We start from the raw sequence: 23,988 nt of genomic DNA, 5'->3' as shown, positions 1-23,988 counted from the left end.
GGAGAAAATCATGGGAAAGAATATTTTACTGACATCCGGCACATCTGGGATTGGAAAAGCGATTGCTATGAAATTATTAAATGAACTGAAAAATACGGATGTCTATATTTTAATCAATTATGGTCATGATGATACAGCAGCAGGTGATTTTTATTCTATGCTGTCAGCAGAAGAACAATCGCATGTAGATTTTGTAAAAGCAGATATGTCATCATATGACGGAATTGATACGATAACAGCAAAACTGGATGAAAAAAACAAGAGTATAGATTGGCTGATTCTAAATACCGGTATTAGCTCTTACATGCCTTTTGAAGAATATACACCGGAATTATGGGATCGTATTATGAAAACCAATGTTAGTGTTCCTGTATTTCTGATAAAAGCATTAAAAAATCAAATGAATGTAAATGGCAGTATCGTCCTCATGGGATCTCATGCCGGACAGGAACCGTATTCATCTTCTTTAGTATATAGCGTTTCAAAAGCCGCAGTGCTTTTTTTAGCAAAGTCCTTAGTAAAAATTTTTGAGGATAAACAAATTCGTGTAAATGCGATTGCTCCAGGATTTATAGAAACTAAGTGGCAAAAGAATAGGACAGAAGCGAGCAGAGATGTTGTGAATCGGAAGATTGCATTACATCGTTTTGGAAGACCAGAAGAAGTGGCGGATTTATGTTACCATATAGTAACGAACGGTTATTTAAACGGTGCTGTATTTGATATACATGGTGGTTATAATTACTTTTAAACTACCTGTGGAGGAAAGAATATGATAGAGGATAATAAGATTATAGGAGAACCGAAGCTTCTCAATACAAAAATAAGGTTTATGGGAAAAGGAAATATTTTATATTGCGAGAAAAATATAACAATTAAAGACAGTTATATTGAGTTTAAAGGGAATAATTCTATTGTATATTTGAATGAAAACAGGCACATTTATTATTTTAAGGTAACAATATACAATAACAGTGTTTTATATTTTGGTAAAAATAATTATATTAATAAGGTTTTGCATATTATTTTATCTGAGCAAAAGCATGTAATTATAGGAGATGAAGGGCTTTTCGCGATAGGCTGCTGGATACGAACTGCAGATCCGCACATCATATATGATGAAAGTACAAGGACGCGAATAAATAAATCAAAAAGTATCTATATTGGTGATCATGTATGGTTGGGACAAGAGGTCCTTGTATTGAAAGGAAGCCGGTTAGGATCCGGATGTATTATGGCAGCCAGAGGTATTGCGGCAGGAAAGGAATATCACTCAAATACCGTATATGGTGGAAATCCGGCAAAATGTTTAAAAGAGAAAGTTTTTCATTCAAAAAAATCTGTTAATACGTTTACAACGCATGATGCTGAGAAATATGATGAATTCATAGATGATCGGTATATTTATAAGAAGAAAAGAACTGAGGAATCTATATTTGATAAGATAGAAAAGGATTTGGAACTGATTGAGGATAGCGATAATCGTATGGTATATTTAAAAGAGAGGTTATCAGGCATAGAATTCAGCGACCATGATAGGTTTTTTATTGGAAACTAGTTGTGTCCTGCAGAAGGTCTGCTTTGTAATACAGCATGTCTCAGCTTCTTCCTTATGGGAAATGGTTGTGGAGATTTAGGCTTAATGAAGGATATTTAAGATAGTTGTTAGTTGTTAATGAATGTCATGGATATAAAATAAAGAGAAAGCCCTCACAGCTTTCTCTTTTCTGCAATCCTTTTCTTAATAAGCTAGGCATTGCATAAAAAATGCGATCTTTATAAATAAAATATTCTAATTCTTTTTAGGATACCATTTCTTTGAAAAATAAGGTAAAATGAAAGAAATCGAGGTGTTCATATGAGAGCGAAAATAGAATTGACAAGGATTGATAACCGGCTTGTACACGGGCAGGTAGGGATGACCTGGGGAAGTACACTGAATATAGATACCATCGTCGTCGTGGATGACCTCACAGCTGCAAGCGGATTTGCACAGAAGCTGATGCAGAGCGTTGCTACAGCCGCAAGTCGTCAAATCCGGTTTTACACAGTTGCTGATTTTATACGTGTATTCAATGAAAACACGAGTCATCAGAAGCTGTTTGTCGTGGTGCAGTCTCCTCATGAGGCACGTTTGCTTGTGGAAGCAGGGATTGAATTAAAACGGGTGAATGTAGGAAATATGCATTATGAAAAAGGCAGGGTGGCATTTAACCGTAAGGTGTATCTTACACGCCAGGATATTGATGATATGAATTATATGCTTGCACAAGGGACAGAGGTGTTTTATCAGGATGTTCCGGGCACCGCTGTGGAAAAAATAGGGGAACTGGATTATGAGACAATGAAGCGGAGAAGATAAAGCTCTTCGTTTTTATATGTTGAAGGATTGAGAAAGGCAGGAGTTGTACGATGAAGGAGCTTGTTTACAATGAATTAGAGAAACGCTGTGAGGAAAATGAAATAGAAGAGCATGTCCGTTTTACTGCTGCCAGTATTGCGGATGCTTTGCATATTAGCAGAAACACGGTCTCGCAGTATCTGAATGAAAAGGTAAAGGCAAAGGAAGTAGTGAAAATCAATTCCCGCCCGGTATATTTTTTTGTGCGTGATGTAATAGAGCAGAAGCAAAAAGGGATTTTAACAGTGTGCAGCTTTGATTCCCTTGAACAGCTGAAGCAGGAGCTCGTCAAGGATGCACAGGATTTTGAGCAGCTGATCGGCTGTAACAATTCCCTGTCCAGTGTCGTTGAGCATTGTAAGGCGGCAGTCTCCTATCCGGGTGGACTTCCAATCCTGATTAACGGGCCTACCGGAACCGGGAAAAGCATGATTGCCTCCATGATGTATGAATATGCTGTCAATCAGAATATTATCGGAAAAAATAAAAAATTCGTTGCCGTTAACTGTTCTGAGTATGCGAATAACCCGGAGCTTTTGACAACAAATCTGTTTGGTAATGTCAAGGGTGCCTACACCGGGGCAGACGATGATAATCCCGGTTTGATTTCCTTGGCTGATGGCGGTCTGCTGTTTCTTGATGAGGTGCATTGTCTGAAGGCGGAATGTCAGGAAAAGCTGTTTTTCTTTATGGACAAGGGGATGTATCACAAGGTTGGGGATAATGAAAACTGGTATTATTCCAAATGCCGGCTGGTGTTCGCAACAACGGAGGATCCACAGAATGTCCTGTTGAAAACACTGCTGCGAAGAATACCGATCACCATTACTGTACCTGCGTTAAAGGATCGTCCATTGATTGAAAAGCGGGAGTTGATTTATACCATCTTCACGAAGGAAAGTAAGCGTCTCGGTAAGGAAATTCTCATCAGCAACCTAGCCTATCAGAGTCTTATGGATTTTGAATTCATCGGAAATGTGGGAGCGTTGAAAAATGCAATCAAGGCAGCCTGTGCAAATTCCTTTCTTGTACATAAGGGGGAGGCAAAGCTGAAGGTTCAGGTGGCTGACCTGCCGGATTACATCTTTCCTTCTTTGACCTCCGTGCAGTTAAAATCCACAACGCACGGGGTGCAGGAGGCTATGATACCGATTGAACGCTTAAAGGGCTCCTTAAATCAGGCATCCCCGCTTTTGCATTTGTATAGTCAGTTGATACAGCAGTATGAAGAATACCAGACCTCAACAAGCGCCTTTCCTGCATATATGGAAAAAACGGGTATCCTCATTCAAAGCTATATTGACTATGTGATGTTTCATAATCGGTATCAGAAAAATACGAGTGAAGCATATCTGTTGAAGCTGCTGGACAAGATCTATTCTATTGTGATGAATAAATATTCAATCTCAATTCCAAATAATGAAATAAAAATCTATTCCAGAATTCTGGTGGAATATTCAAAATGCGCCACCGATGCGAATGTCTGGATCAGTGCCCATCAGAAAAGTGTTAAGGCTTTGGTGTCAGAGCTTCAGGAGAGAATTCCAAGAGTGTTTAACATAGCTGAGGAAATTGTGGAAAACGTACGGTTAAATCTGGATTTGGAGCTGGATGATCTCTTGCTGGCGATCATTGCCATAGCCTTTGCGGGCTATCAGAATGAGGAGGTTAGCTCCTGTGTCGGTGTGATTCTGTGCCACGGCTATTCCACTGCCAGCAGTATTGCAGATACGGCAAACCGTATGCTGGGGCAGTATGTGTTCGATGGTATTGATATGGAGATCAATATCACGATTGATAAGGTGGCACAGCTTGCGGATGATTATCTGAAACGCAAGGGGACGATTCATGAACTGATATTCCTTGTAGATATGGGAAGCCTGGAGGAAATCTATACGAGAATCAAGCCAATGTCTGATTACAATATCGCTTTGATTAACAATGTATCAACGGCTATGGCATTGGAGGTTGGTAATTATATCCGACAGGGAAAGCGTGTGGAAGAGATTTTACAGGAGGTGAAGGAGCATCATCAGCTTTCGACACATTATTTGAAAAGCAGAAAGAAAAAGTCTGCGATTCTTTCCATATGTGCTACCGGGTTTGGTGCCGCAAAGAAAATCAGTGAGCTGCTGGAGAGCTCCTTACCGCGAAAAATCGATCTGGAAATCATTCCATATAATTATCAGCAGCTTGTGGAAAACGGAGCACGGGATTCCATTTTCAATCGTTATCAGGTAGAACTGATTGTAGGGACGCTGGATCCCAAGGTCAGCGGTGTACCCTTTATGGCGATTGAAAGTGTTATGATGAATGATGAAATCGGTGTTCTGGAACAGCTGATGCAGCGCTATCTTGGAGTTGGAGATCTTGAGGCATTTAACCAGAATATCACGAAAAATTTCACTCTGTCGAATATCGTCAATCATTTGACTATCTTGAATGGTGAGAAAATCATTGATGATGTGGAGGGAATGGAAGAAGCAATCAGGGCAAAGCAGGAGCGAGTGGAAAAAGTAAAGGATGCATTTAGTGGCGTGGAAATGAGATATAGTGTCGAACTTCCAGCGCCTGAGGCGTTGTATGTACTGAATTACTTTAAAAACCCCAAATAAATAAAGCGAAACGTGCTGCGACAGAAAGTTGGCACGTTTCTTGCTTGTATAAAAGTGAATGGAGGTGGAATATATGCCGAATATTCTATTAACAAGAATTGACAATCGTCTGGTACATGGACAAGTTGGGGTCACATGGACAAAGACACTGGGAGCTAATCTGATTGTTGTTGCGGATGATACTGCAGCAGAGGACAGAATCCAGCAGTCACTGATGAGCGTCACTGCAAAATCATCCGGTGTGGGAATTCGTTTCTTCAGTATTGAAAAAACAGCAGCCATCATCGGCAATGCAGCACCGGAGCAGAAAATCTTTATCGTATGCCGTACACCAAAGGATGTCCGCCGTCTGGTGGAGGCCGGTGTGGATCTGAAGGAGGTCAATGTTGGAAACATGCACTTCTCTGAGGGAAAACGCGCATTGACAAAGAAGGTCTATGTCGATGATGAGGACATGGATGATTTGAAGTATCTGGTATCAAAAGGTATCAATGTGTACGCACAGGATGTACCCGGAGATCCAAAATCCGCAATTGAATAACTAAATCTGAAAAGGAGATGAAAGTAACATGGAGATTACACTTTTACAGGGAATCCTTCTGACCGTTATGACGATTATCGTCGGTCTTGATTTCTTCCTCGAAGCGTTCTTTATCTTCCGTCCGCTGATCGTATCGACACTGACGGGACTAATTTTGGGTGATATTACACTGGGACTGAAGGTCGGTGCTTTGATCGAGCTTGCATTCGCAGGCTTGACACCGGCAGGTGGAACACAGCCGCCAAATCCGGTATTCGCAGGTCTGATGGGGACGGTACTTGCTTATACAACAGGCTGTGATCCGAAAGCTGCACTGGGTCTTTGTCTGCCGTTCTCTTTCCTGGGACAGTATGTAATTCTGTTCTATTATTCCGCATTCTCATTCTTCATGGGAAAAGCCGACAAATGTGCTGCGGAAGCTGATGTTAAGGGAATCCGCCGCATCAACTTCACAACCATGGCCATCATTTCATTGACATATGGTGTTCTGGCCTTCCTTTGTACCTATGTTGCACAGCAGCCGATGGCAGACTTCGTAAATGCATTGCCTGCAGTCATCACGCATGGTCTGGAGGTTGCCGGTGGTATTCTTCCTGCAGTAGGTTTCGCAATGCTGCTTCGCGTTATGATGAAAGTAAAATATACACCGTATTTTATCGCTGGTTTCCTGATGGCATGCTTCTGCGAAATGCCGAATCTGCTGCCGGTGGCACTGCTTGGGGCAGTATTTGCACTGATTGACTTCTTTGGTGTTAAACAGAGAAAAGATGAAATTGAAGAAGCTGTCAGAAATGCAGGAGTAACAGGAGGTGACACGCATGTCGGCATCTAAAAAATTAACAAAACACGATATAACAATGCTTGGTATCCGTTCTTCATTCCTGCAGGCATCCTTCAACTATGAACGTATGCAGTCCTGTGGATTCACATGGGCTATGCTGCCTGCTCTGGAAAAGGTATACGGAGACGATAAGGAGAAATTATCTGCCGCTATGACAGATAACCTGGAATTCATCAATACACATCCAAATTTGGTAGGCTTTTTGATGGGCTTAATGATGTCATTGGAGGAAGGTGGAGGAACCCGTGATGCTATCAAGGGTCTGAAGCTGGCTCTGTTTGGCCCGATCGCAGGTATCGGTGATGCGATTTTCTGGTTCACCATTCTGCCAATCGTTGCAGGTATCTCCTGTTCCTTTGCATCCCAGGGATCAATTCTGGGTCCAATTATTTTCTTCCTGACCTATGTTGTAATCTGGATCCTGCGTATTGTATGGACACGTCTTGGATATACACTGGGTACAAAATCAATAGATATGATTACGGAAAACTCCGATATGATTGCCAATTCCGCAACCATTCTGGGTATCACCGTTATCGGTGCCCTGATAGCATCCTATGTAACAATCAATCTGCTGCCGGTCATTAAGGTGGATGGCGGTATCGAGGTTGCAGTACAGACAGAGTTCTTTGACCGTATTTTCCCGAACTTCCTGCCAATGTGCGTAACTCTGCTGCTATTCTGGCTGTTAAAGAAAAAACAGGCGAACCCAATCGTTTTGATTGTTTCCATCATTGTGCTTTCCATTCTGGGCGCATGGGTCGGACTTGTATAAAAAAGATAATTCAAAAGCTATCCACAAATTTCTGCGGATAGCTTTTTCAAAAAAAGGAGGATTATATGAAGCTGATACATACAGAAAATTATGAAAGAATGTCACAAAAAGGGGCAGAGCTGTTGTTAAATACACTGCGTAATAAGAAGGATGCAGTAATATGTCTTGCGACCGGAAGCTCACCTGAAGGGATGTATGAGATCGTGTGTGAAGCTGTGAACAGAGAATGCATAGATCTTTCACAGGTAACCTTCGTTAAGCTAGATGAATGGTATGGAGTAAAGCCGGATGATGCGTGTACCTGCACAACCTTTCTAAAAAAGCATCTGTTTGAAAAGCTGTATATGCAGCCAAAGGAGGTTATCGAGTTTGTCTCCAATGCACCAGACATCCAGCAGGAGCTGGAAAAGATGGATATGTTTCTAACAGAGCATCCGATTGATGTGATGATTCTCGGGTTGGGAATGAATGGACATCTCGGACTGAATGAGCCAGCGGATTCGCTTGTTCTGAACGCACATTTTGCTGAGCTGGATGAAAAGACAAAAACCCACGATATGGTGAAGGGATATGCGCCAAAGGGCGGCTTGACGATAGGATTGCAGGGTATATTCACAGCGAAACAAATAATTATGCTGGTTTGCGGTGAACGAAAGGAAGCCGCTTATCAGGCATTTATGAGTCAGAGAATATCAACCTCGACTCCGGCATCTCTGCTATGGCTGCATCCGAACTGTGTTACACTGGTTGATGATACCATACAGAAAATTGTGAGCACAGCATTGGAGAATTTCTAAAATGCAATAGATAGATGTGTAATTAAGAGAAACACACACGTACATTCTTAGGATAAAGCAGCAGTGAGCTGCAATTCCTATAGGGTGCTTCTTTTACCGTTGCTTTTGGTTCACATTTCGTTTGATTATGTTTATTATCATACGATGAACTTGATAGAGTAAACGAACACATTCTACATATATGGGAGGAATATCTCCATAATCATCGCCATTTCGGAAGAAGGAATCGTAACGTTGAATATTTCAGAGATAATCTCAAAATTCTTCTCCATTATATAATACATCTGATCATACTGATTGATGATGCCTCTGGCCTTTGGATAGGACAGGGGCTCTTTTCGTATGCAGCGCTCAATCATAAATCCACTGTGAAATATGAACTTAATCAACAAATCATCTGTATAGGAAATATTCAAATCATGCAGAATATTGATCAATACATTGAATAGAGACTGACAGACCTTGTGTGGATTCAGAAATACCAGTGATTCAGATAGTACTTTATTTGTAATATCGTTTAGCAGTTCCTGTGCATGTGTTTCCGTTTCACTTACATTAGCAGCATCCTTTTTGCTTTCCTGTCGAAAGTATTGAATGGAACTTAATGTGGAGCCAAGAGACTCCATCTTTTCCACAATAGACATGAGCGTTTTTACTGAAATATCCGTAACTATGGTGAATTCCACATCACTTTTTTGCTTCAGCATCTGTTCATTCATCATTACAGCACTACAGTCTGTGGCAATCACTACCCCTTTTCCCCGATTGATGTTCTGCATGGCTTCCGTAATAAGCGTCATGTTCTTTTCCAGTGAGCTTAAGGTGTGAAGTCGCAGCCAGTGTATCTCTGATTTAAAGGATAAACTGTTCAGATAATCGGCATACTCCCTTGCTGTATCATTTTCCATACTGATAATCAGCAGCTGTATATAATTGCTATCGATCCATTGTGATGACAGATACAGATAGGTTGCTATATAATCTATTTCCTCCGGAGGCAGCTGCAAATCCTGATGAATATGTATATGCTCTACAATGTTTCTTGCACATTCATAATCATCTTCCTTAGCAATCCGATACTCTCCTTTGCGAAAGCCAAGCTCCCGGTTCCCGCTGCGGATCCGTTTGATTGTATTGGAAACATGAAGCAGTAATCCATAGAGCAGATTCTCATTTTTACAAATCGGACTTTTCTGTAAAATGGGATACAGCAGATCGTATACCTGCTTCAGCATAACCGACCGGATGGTATTCAGATGAATATTGATTGCTGAATTGATATCCTGTATACATAGGTTAATCAGTTTATCATCAATACTTTCCAAATAACTATCCCGTTTATCCGTGCTGTCATTGAGGTCATACAGCAATTCCAACTCCTGATTCTGTTTTAAGGCAGAAAAGAATAAATACTCGCCATCGAAAAGGTGAAGAATATTATCCAGCTCACTCATACGCTCATTCACATCATATATATCCGTTAGCACCTGCGTAGAAATATCATCATAATCAATGTTTACAAACAAAGCCTCCTGCTCAAGGTAATTACGAAACGCGTGAGCGCAGGCCTGCTTGATTTCTGCGTGTAAATGGGGAAGATTTCCGGAATAGTCTGACATGACAAAGCAGCTGAGAGCACCCTTGGAAATACGAATCGTCTTATCAATGTGTTGAGCCTCCTCCTGGAAATACTGCATCGTGAGCACAAGCATTTCCTGTATAGATTTCTCCCGGAGACAGGGGATATGAATCTGCATAGGAAAGCAGCGGCGGATATCCGGATTCAAAATCATATTTTCTGAATTGGAAATCCCGATAATGAGTGAGCGGATTGGATATTCCTTGGATGGCAGCTGCACAGGACTATAAGAATGGCTGATGATGCTGTTGTACAGACTGGTCAGTGCGGAAAAGGATAGACTATCCATATGATTCAGAATGAGCATACCGTTTCTGCTTAATTCCAAAAGCCCCTTTTTCAGGTGACTTCCATCATAATGACCATACAGCTTACTAAGAATTTTTTCAGGCTCCTGATCTGCATAATTCAGACAGTCAAATACAACCATTCGGGAATTGCGGCTGAAGATTTCATGCTGCAGGCAGAACTGATACATGGATTTTGCAAAATTCAGCTTGCCGACGCAGGGATCACCGTATAAGAGAACATTTAATCCCTGTGGCGGATAGAGTAGCGCGGACTTAGCCCTTTGAATTGGCTCAAACATGCTGCTGGTATTGCGATTGGCAAGGTATTGCCGGAAAACATCAGCCTGCGTCAGCTCATTTTTCTGCTCAAGCTCTTCCTTCAGATAGCTATGAATGCTTTTTCCCTTGGGAATAATGCTAGGTACATGCACATCCGGATACTCATTTTCCAGGGGTGTTCTTGCAAAAAATAAGGTTGGTCTGCCCTGTGTTTTGATTAGTCTTCCTTCATGATGCAGCTGATTCAGCAAGCGTGAAACATTGGAGCGGTCCATCTGTAAATCTATACTGATATTCAGCGCATCTCTTCCCAAACCGCCTTTTTGTTGCAGATGCTTCGCTGTATGCTGCACCAGGTGCTGGTAAACCTCTTCCTTTTTCTTATCCATACATATCCTCCTTTTTTTCATTATAGCAAAAAAATAAATTATTTGGTGTAAAATGGTCAAAACGATTACACACAAAAGAAGAAAATGTATTTTTTCTTTCTTTAGATTGTGCAAAAAATTACGCAGATATCTTTAAATAATAAAAAAACCGTTTTCTTTCTAGTGAAAATAAAACGAAATAGCCGATATTTACAAAGGATTATATTTACACAATTCGAATAATGTGTAAATATATACAGGATTTTGTGTGGCGAAAATCGCGTGTTACAATACACTCGAAATTAAGAGCTACTGTCGAAATCAACGGCAGCGAGTGAACAGGAGGAGGTAGAAATATGGTTGCAGTGTTATTGGTGACACATGGCGATCTTGCACAGGCGCTATTGTCAAGTGCAGCACTGATTATGGGAGAAGCCCCGCTGATCGAGAGTCATGGTTTATATCATGGAGACAGTGTTGACAGTCTGAAGGATACAATTAAGGAGGCGATATGCAGATTGAATGCTTGCTCACAGGGAGATGGAGTGCTGATACTGACAGATTTGTTTGGCGGTAGTCCATCCAATGCAACAGCCAGAGCGATGCACGAGCTGCAGGGTACAGTTCGCTCGGAATGTATTACAGGGGTAAATCTACCTATTCTTCTTGAAGTGGCTACAAGCAAGAGCTTTATGAAGATGGAAGAGCTGAAGCAGCACGCATTAGAAGTTGGTGGGAACAGTATTTTGGATTTGAGAAATCAGTTTCAATTATAAGCTAATTGCTGAAAGGAGATAAGTTATGCAGATTTCAATTATTCAAGCCATTCTGATTGGTACGCTTTATTATTTAACAAACAACGGGGTTCCCTGGCTGACCGGACTGGGAAGTGTATCCATTCGCCAGCCAATATGTGCCGGTACGATTGTTGGTCTTATTCTTGGGAAGCCGGTGGAAGGCTGTATCATGGGTGCTACGATCAATACATTATATCTAGGGTTCGTAAATGCGGGAGGTACGCTGCCTACCGATCCTGGTATTGGTGGAGTTGTTGGAACGGCGCTTGCTTTGAGTGCGAATGCCACACCGCAGGTTGCCATGTCAATTGCAGTTCCGCTCGGGGTTATGGGAACGATGGTTTGGACACTTCGACAGACAGTGAATATTTATTTCGTGCATCAGATGGACAAATATGCAGTTACCGGTGACATTAAAAAAATGGCATTCTGGCAACTGGTTCCAACGCAGCTCTTTGGATATGCTGTGACGATGATTCCCTGTGCACTGCTTGTATACTTTGGTGCTCCGGCTACACAGGGACTGCTGGACATGCTGGCTGGAAAGCCGTTGCATATACTGAGCGTAATTGGAGGAATACTTCCTGCAATCGGTATCGCTATGATCATTCGTATGCTGAATACAAGAAACGGTATCCTGATTTTCTTTACACTGGGCTTCTTTCTGGAAACATATTCCGGCTTGAGTATGCTGGTGGTATCCATCTTTGCAGCAATCGTTGCTTACTTTTATGGCGATTTGAAATTTGGAAAGGCAGGGAATGAAGAATGAGTGAACAGATGACAGAAAGAAAGCTGACTATAAAAGATTTGAATACATCCTATTTCATGTTTGAGGTATTTGCACAGGCCTGCTGCAGCTATGAACGTCTGCAGGCTCCTGGATTTTTCTCCGGGATGAAAAATGTAATCGCTAAGCTATATACGGATCCTGAGGAGCGTGCCGAAGCCTGTCAGCGTCATATGGAGTTTTATAACTCAGAATTTGCACTTGTTGGGCCAGTAATTCTTGGCCTTACCATTGCAATGGAAGAAGAAAAGGCAAGCGGTGCAGAAATTGACGGACTGGCCATCAGTGCGGTAAAGACTTCCCTGATGGGGCCGCTGGCAGGAATTGGTGACACACTGCGACAGGGAACGCTGATACCTATTATCGGTTCTATCGCAATCTCCATCGGTCAGGAAGGAAATCTTTTGGGGCCAATCTTCTATTTCTTTGTAACGCTGGCATTGAACTTTGGTATCAGCTATACGCTGTACCGCAAGGCGTATGACAAGGGACGCGATTTTGTCGGTGAATTCTTCAGCGGCGGTAAGATGGAAAAAATCATGACAATGGTAACCGCTATGGGTTCAATCACCATTGGAGCACTTGCGGCCACCACGGTAAAGCTGACATCTACTGCGGAAATAGCACTCGGTGACAACAAGCTTGCAGTACAAACGGATATTCTGGATAAGGTTGTAAACAATCTGTTACCGTTTGGTATGGTCATGCTGACCTTTTATTTGATGAATAAGAAAGTAAGTGTAAACAAGGTTCTGTTAATATTATTCGCAATTGGAATCATTGGCGGATTACTTGGCATTATCTGATAGGAGGCGTCATATGAAGGTTTTAATTACATCTAACAGCTTTGGAAAATTTGATGAAGCACCAAGAAAGAGATTGCTGGATTTGGGATGGGAGCTGATTGATAATCGGTATCACCATATTATGAATGAAGAGGAAATGATGGGTGAGGTTACAGGCGTGGATGCAATTATCCTTGGCTCCGATACTGTCAGTAAACGGGTTTTGGAAAAGGCAGATTGTCTGAAAATCATATCAAGATACGGTGTAGGGATAGATAATATTGATGTTACAGAGGCAGAAAAAAAGGGAATCGCAGTAACTGTAACGAAAAATTGCAATACAGAAGCAGTTGCAGATTATACAATCGCACTGATGCTTTCCACTTTACGGCATGTATGCAATGTCCATACCTCTTTGCAAAAGGGTGTTTGGAAGAAGGAAACCGGCCTGGATTTATGCCATAAGACGGTAGGGGTATTCGGTCTTGGTGCAATCGGGCGCCAGGTTGTTAAGCGTTTAAAGGGATTTGAATGTAAGATTATTGGGTATGATACATTTCTAGATGAAGCATATTGCAAACGGGAAGGAATCGAGATTGCTTCCCCGCAGGAAATCTTTCAGCAGGCGGATATTATTACCCTGCATATACCGGGGAATGCAGATGGAACACATTTTATCACGCACAAGGAGCTTGCATTGATGAAGCCGGAAACTGTGATAATCAATACGGCAAGAGCGTCCCTAATCGATGAAAAGGATATGATACAGGCGTTAAAGCAGCGGCGTATTTATGGGTACGGTACAGACGTGTTCGCAGAGGAGCCGCATATGAATCCGGGATTTATCGGTCTGGATAATGTCGTTTGCAGTCCGCATACAGCAGCTGTCAGTGTAGAAGCTGTGAATAAAATGTCACATGCGGCTGTAGATCATCTCATAGATTATTTTAAAGCAAACAAAGAAGTGTGAGCTTGACTGATTCGTAAAATAACAGTCATCATAATGTATGCTTGCATATCGCGAGTAATGGAGGAATATATGAAAAATATCGTTTGGACAAGAATAGATGATCGTCTGATTCACGGACAGGTCATGACACAATGGATACAGTATACAGAAGCAAATGAGGTGCTGATTATTGATGACGGCGTCGCAAAGGATTCCTTCCTGCAAATGGTGATGAAATCCAGCGTTCCCGGGAAAATCAGTTTAAAGGTACTGAGTGTGAAGGATGCCATTGGTTATCTGAATGAGGATGGAAAAAATGAAAAAATTATCATTCTTGTAAAGACACCGGTTGTTCTTGACGAGCTGAGTGATGCAGGTGTCCGTCTGGAAGCTGTCAATGTCGGGGGTATTGGTGCGAAAGCAGGAAGAAAGCCAATGTTTAAAAACATTTCGGTAAGTGAGAATGAAAAGCAGGCCTTTCGTAATTTGTTAAACAAGGGAATCAAGGTATTCCTGCGTGTCATTGTGACAGAGCCGGAAGAGAATATAGCGAAATATTTATAAAAAGAAAGAGGTGTTTGTATGAATGAAATTGTAGACTTTATCGCAAAGCACAAGGTTGTGGTAATATGTCGTGGCCTTTATGGAGAAGACCTGGTAAAAACTATCAAAGCTCTGTATGATGGCGGTGTACGTGTAGTGGAGGTAACCTTTGATCAGGCAGATACAGATGCGATAGAGAAAACCTGTGGTGCTATAAAAACGATTAAAGAGCATTTTCCGGAAATGAAGGTAGGAAGTGGTACCGTAACCTGCGTGGAGCATGTGAAAGCGACAAAGGCAGCCGGTGGAGAGTTTTGCCTATCACCGGATGTCAACACAGAGGTTATTCAGGCAACAAAACAAGCAGGGCTGGTATCCATACCCGGCGCCATGACTTCAACAGAAATCCTGCAGGCACATCATGCGGGAGCGGATATCGTGAAAATTTTTCCTGCAGGCTGGCTTGGTTTAAGCTATATAAAGGATGTGCGAGGGCCGATCAATCATGTGAAGTTTCTTGCGGCAGCCGGTGTGAATGAGGATAATTTCAAGGATTATCTGGATGCCGGATATTGCGCAGCGGGTATCAGCAGCCGCTTTATTGACCGTAGCGTGATAGCGGATGGAAATTTCGTGGAGCTTACCCGCAGAGCAAAGATATTTACAGAAATAGCAGATAATAGCTGATGCAGAAAGCCCGCCATATACGTATGATCATGGCGGGCTTTCTGCAAAAGGAGGGTATATGGAAGTTCATACACCACATGTCGGCAGTCATATACAGAGCAAAGCAGCGGACAGCGAATGCTGTTGAATTTCGGATATGCATTACAGGGGCAGACATACGGAGAATGCATGGATATCGGAATGATGATGTTGAGGCAGTGACTGCTGCGTAATCATCAGCGCAGAATTTTAATAAAAATGAGACCTCCCTATGTGGCAGATTATTATGCTGAAGACTTGCTTGCTTATATCGAAAGTAATAAAAAGGCAGATGGTTCAAGCATAAAAATTATCCAGGCTGATGAAATAGACAAGGGCTATGTAAAGGAAGTGTCAATGAAAGATTTAAGATGTTATATGGAGGATAAAGAGTGAAAGAAAATCCAGAAGTAATAAAATAAATAATTTGAAATAACTTTTATGCAATTTTTGATCCCGCATGCGAAGCGCGGGGAGAATGGAGGCAGCTATGAAAGCTATTGTATTTGGGGCAGGGAAGATCGCCCGGGGATTTATTGGTCAGTTGCTGTATCTCAGCAATGCTGAAATCACATTTGTGGACATCAATCAAACGTTGATCGATAAGCTGAATGAGCGAGGCAGCTATCATGTATATATTCTGGGGGATTCCTTGCTGGATAGTGATGTAACTGGATTTAAGGCTATACAGATGGGAGATGAGAAGCATATTGCAGAGGCCTTACTAGAAGCTGATATCGCCTTTGTATCTGTTGGCGGAGCGAATCTAAATTCTCTTGGAAAGCAGATTGCGCATATTTATCACAGCTATGGTATACCGGAAAGGCTGTTTAATTTTGTGACCTGTGAAAACTGGAGAGATGCAGGAAGGACACTGTACGAGGGGATTACAGAGCATATGGATGAAGCTGAGAAGACTGCTTTTGACCAATGTATAGGTGTGAATGAGGCGGTTATTATGCGTTCTGCCACGCAGCCAAGTGAGGAACAGGAAAAACAGGATCCTACAGGCGTATGGGTTCAGAATTACTGGTATCTGCCCATCAGCGCTGAACATTTCAAGGGAGAGCTTCCCGATATCAAAGCTGCAGAGCTGATGCAGAACTTTGGCAGCTTCCTTACACAGAAGATGTATACGAATAATACAAGCAATGCGGTAATTGCTTATCATGGTTATCTGGCAGGCTATGAATTGCTGGCAGAAGCGGCAAACAGCACGGAAATCGCGGCTTTGCTGGACGAGGCTTATGAAGAAATTAACCAGACACTGGTCGCAGAGCTGCAGGTCAATCCGCAGCAGCAGGAAGCATTCGCAAAAAAAGCCCGGGCAAAGTATACAGACTGGACGATTGTTGATCGCTTGATCCGTCATGGTAAAGACCCGCTGCGCAAACTGGGAGCACAGGATCGTCTGATTGCGCCTGCCCGTATGGCGCTTGCGCACGGCATCTATCCCCGCGTTATCATTGAAACAATCGCTAAGGCATTGTTTTTTGATGAGCCCAGTGACCCATCTGCTTTGAAGCTGAAGGCGATGCGAAAAGAAAAGGGGATTACCTATGTTTTGAAACAGGTATGTGAGCTTGATGAGCAGGAACAGCTCTTTCAGGAAATTTTAAAAGCGGTGGAAAAGCTTCGGGCAGAAGGGCTGGTAAAAGGGCATGAGTAAAAATGTCATTATTGGTGCCGGACTTAGTGGCAGAGGTTATATCAATCGCTTGTTACAGCTGTCTGGAGAAACCACAGTGTTTCTGGATCGTGAGGAAGCACTGATTCAGAAGCTACGAAGAGATAAAGCATATACCATCAGCTTTGGCAAAGAACGAGATCCTCTTATTGTTGATAATTATACAGCTTATAATATTATGGATGAACAGGCACTTATTGAGGCGGCTCAGGCAGAGCGCATATTTATTAGTGTTGGAGCAGATCATGTTCAGGAACTGCTGGCGTTTTTACAGGAGATGCTGCTGCAAAGAGGGAATTCCCCGATTGATATTATTGTAGCGGAGAATGGTATTCAGCCATCCTCACCACTCGCTGAATTACGAACGGATTCCCGCGTTTGTTTATCTGAGGCTGTTATATTCTGTACGACATTAGGAAATGCCGATAGCCTGGATATCTTCAGTGAAAATCTGGATCATCTGCCCTATGACAGAATAGCACTGGGACATGAGCTGCCGCTATACGGCTTCGTCCAGGAAATGCATTTTTCCGATTTGTTGGAGCGTAAAATCTATACATATAACTGTATAAGTGCATGTATCGCTTATCTGGGATATGAGAAGGGGTATACAGATTATGCAAAGGCGGCAAATGACAGTGAGATTTCAGATATCGTAAAACGAATCGCAGAGGTAATCAATCGCTGTATAACAAGAGCTTATACAGTTTGTATGGAGGAGCAGCGTGCATTTTCAGAAATGGCAATACGCAAATTTCAGAATTATAATATTGTGGATACTGTGGAACGCAATGTCCGTGATGTTAAACGGAAGCTAAAACCAATGGAGCGTATTCGCAAACCGCTTTCTCTGATGCAGGAACAGGGAGAATATAGTGAAGATTTGCTCAAGGTTCTGGCTGCGGCTTTACTCTATGGTATCAAAACTGGAGAACTGACGCAGGGATGGGAGGAGCTGGTATGTCAGTATACGGAAGGAATGCCATTGCGTTGGAGGCAGCTATTACATATGTACGTTGAGCAAAGATTGTAAAATAGAAAGAGAAAAAGGAATCGTCACAATTTGAGAATGTGGGTGACAATTCCTTTTTTATATGAGGTGACCTTGGTTTGGGAATATGTTTAAGCTGGCATCATGTAGATGCATTGTAATGTTTATTTCTATTCTGTAATTATATTACTCATATTTTGCTTTACCTATTCAGCTTTGCTGCTATATCGCGTAGTTCCAGTGCAATATAAATTAGAAGCAAAAATTTCACAATATCAACGTACATACCCAGCATAATTTATGCAAAACCTTTTGTTTATTATTTGAGCTACTTGGTGTCTATTATAGTTATATTACTTGAAAAAATCGAAAATAACATCATGTATAACAAATAAATCTTAATCAAAGAACAAAATATTTGATTAATAAATTATACGTCCTTTATTTGTTGCTTTAAACCCTCCAGCGTGTCACAGGCAAATAGTAATTCTGAAATAGAAATGAGCTGTTTAACTGTGAGTGTTTGTAACCACGCTGCCGCATCTTCGTGATATTTGATAATGATTTGCTTATTCAACATTTGTAAAATTTTCTTTTCACCTTCCTTTACACCTTCTTCTTTACCTTTCTCTATTCCTTGTTCAAGCCCTTTTTCAAGGCCCTCTTTATAGCTGTCATTCAGACCATTGCGATAGCGTGCTTCTCCCATCTGAATTGCCATCGCCGTTGACCATAGCTTTTCATTTTTCTGTATTTCCTTGTACTTTTCCATGAACACTTTCACCAGCCTTTCCTTCGTTTTTAGTATAGCATCATTTTCATTATTTTCAAACAGAAAACACAACTGCTCAAAGTCATTCAACTTCAAAATCCCCTGCTTCCTTACCAGCTCATTGATCACCGGCAAATGTATGTAGCTGCGTTTTATCAGTGCCTTTTTATTCTCCACCTCTCCCTTTTCGGTACGCATCTGGTAATGATTCATCAGATTTTGATTATTCCATGGATATTCATCAATGAAAATTATCTGATGGACAGGCTTCAACAGCTCATACTTCTCCCCACTGTTTAACTGATCATTCAGCGCTCTTGCCCCATAAAATTCGAAACGCTTCTTTTCTGTTTCAGTAAACGTCGTCTGCATTTCGATGCAAAACAGCTGATTATTTTCATCCTTTACGTGGACATCTAAAATAATCTTTTTCTTACCGATGGTTTTGGGATCCAGATTAGGATTCATAACCGTACTTTCCTTAACCCGTATCCCGGTCACACGTTCGATAATGGTGTTGCGTGCAAAGATGGAGCCTTCATCCTCACGAGAGAGGGTGTACTTGAAGAACAAATCATTGCGGTAATTCAATACATCTTCTGGTTGTTTTCTTGTCATTTGACATTTCCTCGTTTCTGCAAGGTTATTCCTTACACTCTTATATACGAAAAGAAATGTCGAAAATCCTAAATTACATTAGATTTTTTTACAAGTTTTCAGTTAAGACGAAAGAAAACCGGCATCACACCGGTAGTTAATCCGTTAAACCTGAATATTCCATCTGATAATTTAATATAACATCACACAACACGGCGATTTCCTCCTGTGAAATTGATAATGTCATGAAATCACGTATTTTCAACAGATTTGTTTTCACTATGTGAAACAGCTCCGTATGCTCCATAAGGAAATTTTCCAATAAATTATAGCGGATGTTCTGCTTCTTTACACAACGGTCCAGCATACATGTCCCATGGAATAAAAACTGAATAATAAGACTGTTAGACAGTGGCAGCTCGCACTCCACACATATATTTTGCAATACCCGGTACAAGGCCTCATTTGACCTCATGATGTTGATCGTAGGGAAGGTTGCCTGAAACCGTTGAAAGATATCGCTGTTCTGCCGTTCGTTTTTGGATGTCAGATTCTTATCATTCAAAAACGCCTTGATTTTTTTCTTCCTGTTTACCACATCGCTGAGCAGAGCCAGCAGATGCATCGTTTTCTGCGATACCACCTCACTTGTTTCATATAACAGCGGCAGTGATACTGGATACAGGGAAAAGGATGGGATATTCAGTGTGGAAATGATAGATTTATCCAGGGTAGTCAAGGGAGGCTTATCACCTACGATGAGAACCCCTTTTCCTATATCTATAAATTTGATCAGCTTATAAATTTTATCGGTGAATTCATGGAAATCATGTGTCTGATAATACAGATTGTAATCAAAGGAGAAGAAGCAGCGGCTTCCTAAAATCTGATTCAGATGCTGTGCATAATTTTCCGCAAGCCGTTCTCCATGACAGACAATCAGCGTCATGATGGTGTTTTGGCTGATGGATTTTAATGCATAATAAATGAAATTACGGATATAGCACTTGTACACCTTCAAAAGACTGACATTGAACTTGTTTTCCACCGTACTGATTACATTATCGCTCAGCTCCTGTGAATAAGCAGTTTCCTTGTAATCCAGATGCTCCAGCTGGAAATGATACGCAAAGGTATTATCCAGCATATGTTGAATTTGCATATACAGCTTACTGAGAATCTGGCGGTCATTTTTCAGCTTGGTCTTGGTAAACAGCGGAGTCAGAGCCTGGTAGACCCTGGACTGCATTTCTATGGAGGAGGAATCCAGCAGCTTCGTCCGTGTCATCAGCACATCTTCCTTTGCCTTTTCGATGATGTTTTTCAGCTTTGCAGGGATCACAATGCCTGCATTAAGCTGTGTCTGCAGTAAATTTTCGAGTGTTTCACACGGTTGATCCGGATAAATATCAATAATTTCCGGTAACAGCTGTGTAACGGTAATGCGGATATGATCCTCCAGTGAAGTATCTGTGCTTTTGTTCTGTATCACATTTTTGGAAATATTTTCATGGGTAATGACAATCGGCTCATGATTGGCTATGACACTGGAATACAGATTATTGGAAAGAGAATAGACGATTTCATTGCGAAGCTGAAAAAGATTATAGGTATACTCTGCACTGAGAAAGGAAGCGATGGCATTGCCGGTGATCTTAATACGGCAATTCAGATTGACAGCCTCCTCCTGCAGGAAGGTCAGGACAAGCTCAATCATTTCCTTCGTCGTGCGCTCCTTCAGATTCGGATAGTGGGATACATAGGGGGTAAGCTGTGAGAAATATGAAAAGTTTTCCACACCCTGATCCACGAGAAAAATCATGATGGGGACAGGCTTATTCTCGTTGATGCACAAATTGTTCAGGTCATTCCAGAAGCGATAAATATCATTCTCCTGAAACTGTGTGAAAATTTCCATAATCACCATGGAAATATTACGGTCGAGCAGCTGCTGGCGAAGCGTTGTAAGGCTGTCTGTTATCGAGCGGTAATCAAAGGTAAAGCTTCTGCTTTTCTTTGGAATCCGCTTATTTTTTACTGCCAGCTCAAACAGCTTTCTGCAGAAGTACTTCTTTCCCGAGCCCTTTTCACCCTGCAGGGCGATTAACAATGGTTTATTTTGATAATAGAATACAGCGGGAGTGATTTTACTGATGACCGGCGTCAGCGATTCCTCATATCCGTTTCCGATGATATCCATTCCTTTTTTATAAAAGCTTGTATCACTTGCATCGTATACAAATAAGTTTTTCAGATTATCCTTATTCGGAATAATTTGCGGGATATTACTGAAATGATACTCACTGACGATAACCTCCTTGGAGAGATAGAGTGTTGGTCTGCCCTCAACCTTGATCAAAAGAAGATCATTGAACAGCTGATTCAGTATTCTGGAAACATTGGAGCGATCCAGCTTTAAGTCCAGAGCGATGTCAAAGGCATTGCACCGCTCAAAGCTGAAGGATTTATCCGCCAGACCCTCACTGGTGTATTCTCTGACCAGGTTCATGATTAAATCACGTCTTTTTTTAGCCATATATTACATTCCACACTCCTTTTTCGTGTTATATTTCATTATAAAATAACACACAAGATAAAAAAATATTAACATAAATAATAAGGAAAGTACATACTAGATAAGATTTCGTAAAAAATGTAAATGTTTTCAACTATACAGGCAGAAGAATATGAGCAGGTGTCAATTTCATGGTGACACACTATGTGTTTTCGTGTCAATTTGACACTGTAATCGTTTTCAATATGATGATAGGTGATGGTGTATTTATAAGGAAATAGAAAGGAAGCTGTCACAACAGGAGGTGAGACTGACATAGCTTCTATGATAAAGCGTGTTGCTTATTGCATAGGAAAGAGAGGAGAATCATATGGAAAAAGCAAAGGCATGGGTGATTGAAGGAAAGGATAAGCTGGCAATACAGGAGCTGGATATTCCTGAAGCAGGAGATTATGAGGTGCTGTTTAAAACGGAGGTATGCTCTTTATGTACAGTGGATCGCAGAACATACAAGGGGACGAGAAACTACGGATATCCATTTCTTGGCGGCCATGAGTGCAGCGGTACGATTATAAAAACCGGCAGAGGGGTTGTTGGGGTAAAGCCGGGGGATAAGGCGATTTTTACGTCCGGCTATTGCAATCAATGTGAGCTGGACCGCTCCGGCAGAGGTACCCAGTGTAATCATAAAAAAGAAATGCCGCAAAGAGCTTCACTGGCTGGCAATATCCTTGGGGGAGGTCTGTGTGAATGTCTGGTCATACCGGCATGGCAGGTTATCCGCATACCGGATGATGCAGATTTGCGGCATGCGGCACTAACGGAACCGCTGGCCTGCTGTATTCACAGTATCCGTAAGGCAAGAATTAAATTCGCTGATACGATCGTGATTATCGGCATGGGGATCATGGGATATTTTCATCTGAAGCTTGCTCAGATGAGCGGAGCACGGATCATTGTCAGCGAAACAGATGAAAAGAAACGAAGGATGGCGCTTCAGGAGGGAGCAGCATATGCATTTGATCCTATGCAGTGCGATGTCAATGAGGAGCTGAGAAAGCTAACAGATGGACTTGGTGCAGATGCCGTTATCAATACGATACCGTTTCAGGAGGTCTGGCAGCAGGCGATTGATATGCTGGCGCCGTATGGCAGACTGATTGCCTACAGCTCTCAAAACAGCAAGGAGCCAATCGGTGTGGATTTTGGTAAGGTTCACAGCAGGGAGATAGAATTTATCGGAACCCTGAATCCAACCATTGAGGATAACCAGATGGCCGTTAAGCTGATTAGCTATCGTATGATCGATATGGAGAAGGTCATTGACCGGGAATTCAGCTTTGCACAGGGTAAGGAAGCATTCGAATATGCATGTAAACCGGGCGTGTATCGCGTCATGATCAATTACGGAAAGGAAGGTAATACCTATGCTTGTAACAATGAATGAGCTGTTGATTAGAGCGAAGCAGGAGGGCTATGCGGTACCAGCGTGCAATATAGATAATGAGCATAATCTGCGTGCGGCAATAGAGGCAGCGGAGGAGACAGACACCGGGATCATCCTGAATACCACGCCGGTTGCGAATCCGGATCTGGTGACATTTGGACATCTGGCTGTGGAGCTTGCCAGGCGTTCCTGTGTGAACATCGCATTAAATCTGGATCATGGAAAGAGCTTCGCAGATTGTCTGCTTGGTATTCGTGCCGGGTATACCTCGATCATGATCGATCGCTCTCTTTTACCATTTGAGGAAAATGTAAAACAGGGGAAGGAGATGGTACGCATCTGTCATGCCCTGGGAATCAGCGTAGAAGCGGAGCTTGGTCATGTTGGCGTCGGTGAACAATATCATACCGATGGACACCAGGCCTTCACCAGAGTGGAGGAAGCGGTGGAATACGTGAAGCAGACAGGGGTGGATGCGCTGGCGGTTGCTATCGGCACTGCACACGGCGTGTATAAGGGTACTCCAAAAATTCATTTTGATCTGCTGCATGAGCTGAAGGAAGCATTGGATATCCCTCTGGTTTTGCATGGAGGCAGTGGTACCGGTGATGAAAATCTGGCACGTTGTGCAAGAGAGGGAATCAATAAAGTTAATCTGTCCAATGATTTGAAGCGGAGTGCTATTGAAAATCTGATCAAAGAGGATTTGAGCGGTAATGCTGTTTATCAGCTCTATCCACTGCTGGCCGAAGGCTTTAAGAATAAGATTAAGCATTATATACGGCTGTTGGGCTGTGAAGGGAAATAGGGGAAAGGATATAGCCGCTGCCTCAACAGTATATACCGCTACAGCGGCTCGAACTA

23 protein-coding genes are annotated in these 23,988 nt (G+C 42.0%); 20 read left to right on the top strand and 3 right to left on the bottom strand.

Annotated elements, in window-relative coordinates; all coding sequences use genetic code 11:
* Positions 1 to 10: 10 nt before the first annotated feature.
* The 8 genes from GKZ87_18400 to GKZ87_18365 all read left to right on the top strand — a co-directional run bounded on the left by GKZ87_18400 (position 11) and on the right by GKZ87_18365 (position 7,970).
* Complete coding sequence (locus tag GKZ87_18400; GenBank protein ID QSI27323.1) at positions 11 to 751, top strand: SDR family oxidoreductase; 741 nt, start codon at positions 11 to 13, stop codon at positions 749 to 751.
* Positions 752 to 772: 21 nt separating this feature from the next.
* A complete protein-coding gene (locus tag GKZ87_18395; protein QSI27322.1) occupies positions 773 to 1,558 on the top strand; it encodes a hypothetical protein in 786 nt (261 codons plus the stop codon).
* A 300-nt stretch (positions 1,559 to 1,858) separates the two neighbouring features.
* Entirely contained in the window at positions 1,859 to 2,362 is a 504-nt protein-coding gene (locus GKZ87_18390) for a PTS N-acetylgalactosamine transporter subunit IIB (GenBank protein QSI27321.1), read from the top strand.
* A 50-nt stretch (positions 2,363 to 2,412) separates the two neighbouring features.
* On the top strand, positions 2,413 to 5,016 hold the full coding sequence (locus GKZ87_18385; GenBank protein QSI27320.1) for an AAA family ATPase: 2,604 nt from the start codon (positions 2,413 to 2,415) through the stop codon (positions 5,014 to 5,016).
* Between the two features lie 73 nt (positions 5,017 to 5,089).
* Positions 5,090 to 5,557, top strand: coding sequence for a PTS N-acetylgalactosamine transporter subunit IIB (agaB, locus tag GKZ87_18380; protein QSI27319.1), 468 nt, complete (start codon positions 5,090 to 5,092; stop codon positions 5,555 to 5,557).
* A gap of 28 nt (positions 5,558 to 5,585) precedes the next feature.
* A complete protein-coding gene (gene agaC / locus GKZ87_18375; GenBank protein ID QSI27318.1) occupies positions 5,586 to 6,389 on the top strand; it encodes a PTS N-acetylgalactosamine transporter subunit IIC in 804 nt (267 codons plus the stop codon).
* The gene (gene agaD / locus GKZ87_18370) at positions 6,376 to 7,173 is read left to right on the top strand and encodes a PTS N-acetylgalactosamine transporter subunit IID (protein QSI27317.1); all 798 of its coding nucleotides are present in this window, start codon (positions 6,376 to 6,378) and stop codon (positions 7,171 to 7,173) included. The genes agaC and agaD overlap by 14 nt, the downstream gene beginning before the upstream one ends.
* 65 nt (positions 7,174 to 7,238) lie before the next feature.
* Positions 7,239 to 7,970 (top strand): glucosamine-6-phosphate isomerase, encoded by a 732-nt coding sequence (locus GKZ87_18365; protein QSI27316.1) that lies wholly within the window; start codon positions 7,239 to 7,241, stop codon positions 7,968 to 7,970.
* 173 nt (positions 7,971 to 8,143) lie between these two features.
* On the opposite strand, the gene GKZ87_18360 is transcribed toward GKZ87_18365, so the two are convergent.
* The gene (locus GKZ87_18360) at positions 8,144 to 10,567 is read right to left on the bottom strand and encodes a PRD domain-containing protein (GenBank protein QSI27315.1); all 2,424 of its coding nucleotides are present in this window, start codon (positions 10,565 to 10,567) and stop codon (positions 8,144 to 8,146) included.
* Positions 10,568 to 10,902: 335 nt separating this feature from the next.
* Here GKZ87_18360 and GKZ87_18355 point away from each other — a divergent pair, with 335 nt between their 5' ends.
* The 10 genes from GKZ87_18355 (at position 10,903) to GKZ87_18310 (ending at position 17,835) form a co-directional block, all read left to right on the top strand.
* A complete protein-coding gene (locus GKZ87_18355; protein ID QSI27314.1) occupies positions 10,903 to 11,322 on the top strand; it encodes a PTS mannose transporter subunit IIA in 420 nt (139 codons plus the stop codon).
* A gap of 25 nt (positions 11,323 to 11,347) precedes the next feature.
* Complete coding sequence (locus GKZ87_18350; protein ID QSI27313.1) at positions 11,348 to 12,115, top strand: PTS sugar transporter subunit IIC; 768 nt, start codon at positions 11,348 to 11,350, stop codon at positions 12,113 to 12,115.
* Entirely contained in the window at positions 12,112 to 12,939 is an 828-nt protein-coding gene (locus GKZ87_18345; GenBank protein ID QSI27312.1) for a PTS system mannose/fructose/sorbose family transporter subunit IID, read from the top strand. Before GKZ87_18350 ends, GKZ87_18345 begins: the two co-directional genes overlap by 4 nt.
* A 13-nt stretch (positions 12,940 to 12,952) precedes the next feature.
* Positions 12,953 to 13,888 (top strand): 3-phosphoglycerate dehydrogenase, encoded by a 936-nt coding sequence (locus tag GKZ87_18340; GenBank protein ID QSI27311.1) that lies wholly within the window; start codon positions 12,953 to 12,955, stop codon positions 13,886 to 13,888.
* 69 nt (positions 13,889 to 13,957) lie between these two features.
* Positions 13,958 to 14,431, top strand: a complete 474-nt coding sequence (locus GKZ87_18335) for a PTS mannose/fructose/sorbose transporter subunit IIB (protein ID QSI27310.1) — start codon at positions 13,958 to 13,960, stop codon at positions 14,429 to 14,431.
* Positions 14,432 to 14,449: 18 nt separating this feature from the next.
* The gene (locus GKZ87_18330) at positions 14,450 to 15,097 is read left to right on the top strand and encodes a 2-dehydro-3-deoxyphosphogluconate aldolase (GenBank protein ID QSI27309.1); all 648 of its coding nucleotides are present in this window, start codon (positions 14,450 to 14,452) and stop codon (positions 15,095 to 15,097) included.
* Complete coding sequence (locus GKZ87_18325) at positions 15,097 to 15,309, top strand: hypothetical protein (GenBank protein ID QSI27308.1); 213 nt, start codon at positions 15,097 to 15,099, stop codon at positions 15,307 to 15,309. The genes GKZ87_18330 and GKZ87_18325 overlap by 1 nt, the downstream gene beginning before the upstream one ends.
* A gap of 40 nt (positions 15,310 to 15,349) precedes the next feature.
* Positions 15,350 to 15,511, top strand: coding sequence for a hypothetical protein (locus tag GKZ87_18320; protein QSI27307.1), 162 nt, complete (start codon positions 15,350 to 15,352; stop codon positions 15,509 to 15,511).
* Positions 15,512 to 15,605: 94 nt separating this feature from the next.
* Positions 15,606 to 16,784, top strand: coding sequence for a mannitol-1-phosphate 5-dehydrogenase (locus GKZ87_18315; GenBank protein QSI27306.1), 1,179 nt, complete (start codon positions 15,606 to 15,608; stop codon positions 16,782 to 16,784).
* Entirely contained in the window at positions 16,777 to 17,835 is a 1,059-nt protein-coding gene (locus GKZ87_18310) for a mannitol-1-phosphate 5-dehydrogenase (GenBank protein ID QSI27305.1), read from the top strand. The genes GKZ87_18315 and GKZ87_18310 overlap by 8 nt, the downstream gene beginning before the upstream one ends.
* Positions 17,836 to 18,223: 388 nt before the next feature.
* Here GKZ87_18310 and GKZ87_18305 read toward each other — a convergent pair whose 3' ends face one another.
* Positions 18,224 to 19,183 carry an Rpn family recombination-promoting nuclease/putative transposase gene (locus tag GKZ87_18305; GenBank protein QSI27304.1) on the bottom strand — a complete coding sequence of 320 codons (960 nt, stop codon included), beginning with the start codon at positions 19,181 to 19,183 and terminating at the stop codon, positions 18,224 to 18,226.
* 136 nt (positions 19,184 to 19,319) lie between these two features.
* The gene (locus GKZ87_18300; GenBank protein QSI27303.1) at positions 19,320 to 21,698 is read right to left on the bottom strand and encodes a PRD domain-containing protein; all 2,379 of its coding nucleotides are present in this window, start codon (positions 21,696 to 21,698) and stop codon (positions 19,320 to 19,322) included.
* Between the two features lie 349 nt (positions 21,699 to 22,047).
* Between GKZ87_18300 and GKZ87_18295 the strand changes: the two genes are divergently transcribed.
* Positions 22,048 to 23,124: a zinc-binding dehydrogenase gene (locus tag GKZ87_18295; protein ID QSI27302.1), complete on the top strand. Its 1,077-nt coding sequence runs from the start codon at positions 22,048 to 22,050 to the stop codon at positions 23,122 to 23,124.
* Positions 23,105 to 23,932 (top strand): class II fructose-bisphosphate aldolase, encoded by an 828-nt coding sequence (locus tag GKZ87_18290; protein QSI27301.1) that lies wholly within the window; start codon positions 23,105 to 23,107, stop codon positions 23,930 to 23,932. Before GKZ87_18295 ends, GKZ87_18290 begins: the two co-directional genes overlap by 20 nt.
* Positions 23,933 to 23,988 lie beyond the last annotated feature (56 nt).

This window comes from Erysipelotrichaceae bacterium 66202529 (assembly GCA_017161075.1).
Classification (GTDB): Bacteria; Bacillota_I; Bacilli_A; order Erysipelotrichales; family Erysipelotrichaceae; genus Clostridium_AQ.
This window is presented reverse-complemented; position numbering and strand designations above follow the sequence as displayed.

What these genes read in the sequence shown, in the direction of transcription:
- GKZ87_18400 (QSI27323.1), top strand. Translation starts at nt 11, where the DNA reads ATGGGAAAGAATATTTTACTGACATCCGGCACATCTGGGATTGGAAAA.
- GKZ87_18395 (QSI27322.1), top strand. Translation starts at nt 773, where the DNA reads ATGATAGAGGATAATAAGATTATAGGAGAACCGAAGCTTCTCAATACA.
- GKZ87_18390 (QSI27321.1), top strand. Translation starts at nt 1,859, where the DNA reads ATGAGAGCGAAAATAGAATTGACAAGGATTGATAACCGGCTTGTACAC.
- GKZ87_18385 (QSI27320.1), top strand. Translation starts at nt 2,413, where the DNA reads ATGAAGGAGCTTGTTTACAATGAATTAGAGAAACGCTGTGAGGAAAAT.
- agaB (QSI27319.1), top strand. Translation starts at nt 5,090, where the DNA reads ATGCCGAATATTCTATTAACAAGAATTGACAATCGTCTGGTACATGGA.
- agaC (QSI27318.1), top strand. Translation starts at nt 5,586, where the DNA reads ATGGAGATTACACTTTTACAGGGAATCCTTCTGACCGTTATGACGATT.
- agaD (QSI27317.1), top strand. Translation starts at nt 6,376, where the DNA reads ATGTCGGCATCTAAAAAATTAACAAAACACGATATAACAATGCTTGGT.
- GKZ87_18365 (QSI27316.1), top strand. Translation starts at nt 7,239, where the DNA reads ATGAAGCTGATACATACAGAAAATTATGAAAGAATGTCACAAAAAGGG.
- GKZ87_18360 (QSI27315.1), bottom strand. Translation starts at nt 10,567, where the DNA reads ATGGATAAGAAAAAGGAAGAGGTTTACCAGCACCTGGTGCAGCATACA.
- GKZ87_18355 (QSI27314.1), top strand. Translation starts at nt 10,903, where the DNA reads ATGGTTGCAGTGTTATTGGTGACACATGGCGATCTTGCACAGGCGCTA.
- GKZ87_18350 (QSI27313.1), top strand. Translation starts at nt 11,348, where the DNA reads ATGCAGATTTCAATTATTCAAGCCATTCTGATTGGTACGCTTTATTAT.
- GKZ87_18345 (QSI27312.1), top strand. Translation starts at nt 12,112, where the DNA reads ATGAGTGAACAGATGACAGAAAGAAAGCTGACTATAAAAGATTTGAAT.
- GKZ87_18340 (QSI27311.1), top strand. Translation starts at nt 12,953, where the DNA reads ATGAAGGTTTTAATTACATCTAACAGCTTTGGAAAATTTGATGAAGCA.
- GKZ87_18335 (QSI27310.1), top strand. Translation starts at nt 13,958, where the DNA reads ATGAAAAATATCGTTTGGACAAGAATAGATGATCGTCTGATTCACGGA.
- GKZ87_18330 (QSI27309.1), top strand. Translation starts at nt 14,450, where the DNA reads ATGAATGAAATTGTAGACTTTATCGCAAAGCACAAGGTTGTGGTAATA.
- GKZ87_18325 (QSI27308.1), top strand. Translation starts at nt 15,097, where the DNA reads ATGCAGAAAGCCCGCCATATACGTATGATCATGGCGGGCTTTCTGCAA.
- GKZ87_18315 (QSI27306.1), top strand. Translation starts at nt 15,606, where the DNA reads ATGAAAGCTATTGTATTTGGGGCAGGGAAGATCGCCCGGGGATTTATT.
- GKZ87_18310 (QSI27305.1), top strand. Translation starts at nt 16,777, where the DNA reads ATGAGTAAAAATGTCATTATTGGTGCCGGACTTAGTGGCAGAGGTTAT.
- GKZ87_18305 (QSI27304.1), bottom strand. Translation starts at nt 19,183, where the DNA reads ATGACAAGAAAACAACCAGAAGATGTATTGAATTACCGCAATGATTTG.
- GKZ87_18300 (QSI27303.1), bottom strand. Translation starts at nt 21,698, where the DNA reads ATGGCTAAAAAAAGACGTGATTTAATCATGAACCTGGTCAGAGAATAC.
- GKZ87_18295 (QSI27302.1), top strand. Translation starts at nt 22,048, where the DNA reads ATGGAAAAAGCAAAGGCATGGGTGATTGAAGGAAAGGATAAGCTGGCA.
- GKZ87_18290 (QSI27301.1), top strand. Translation starts at nt 23,105, where the DNA reads ATGCTTGTAACAATGAATGAGCTGTTGATTAGAGCGAAGCAGGAGGGC.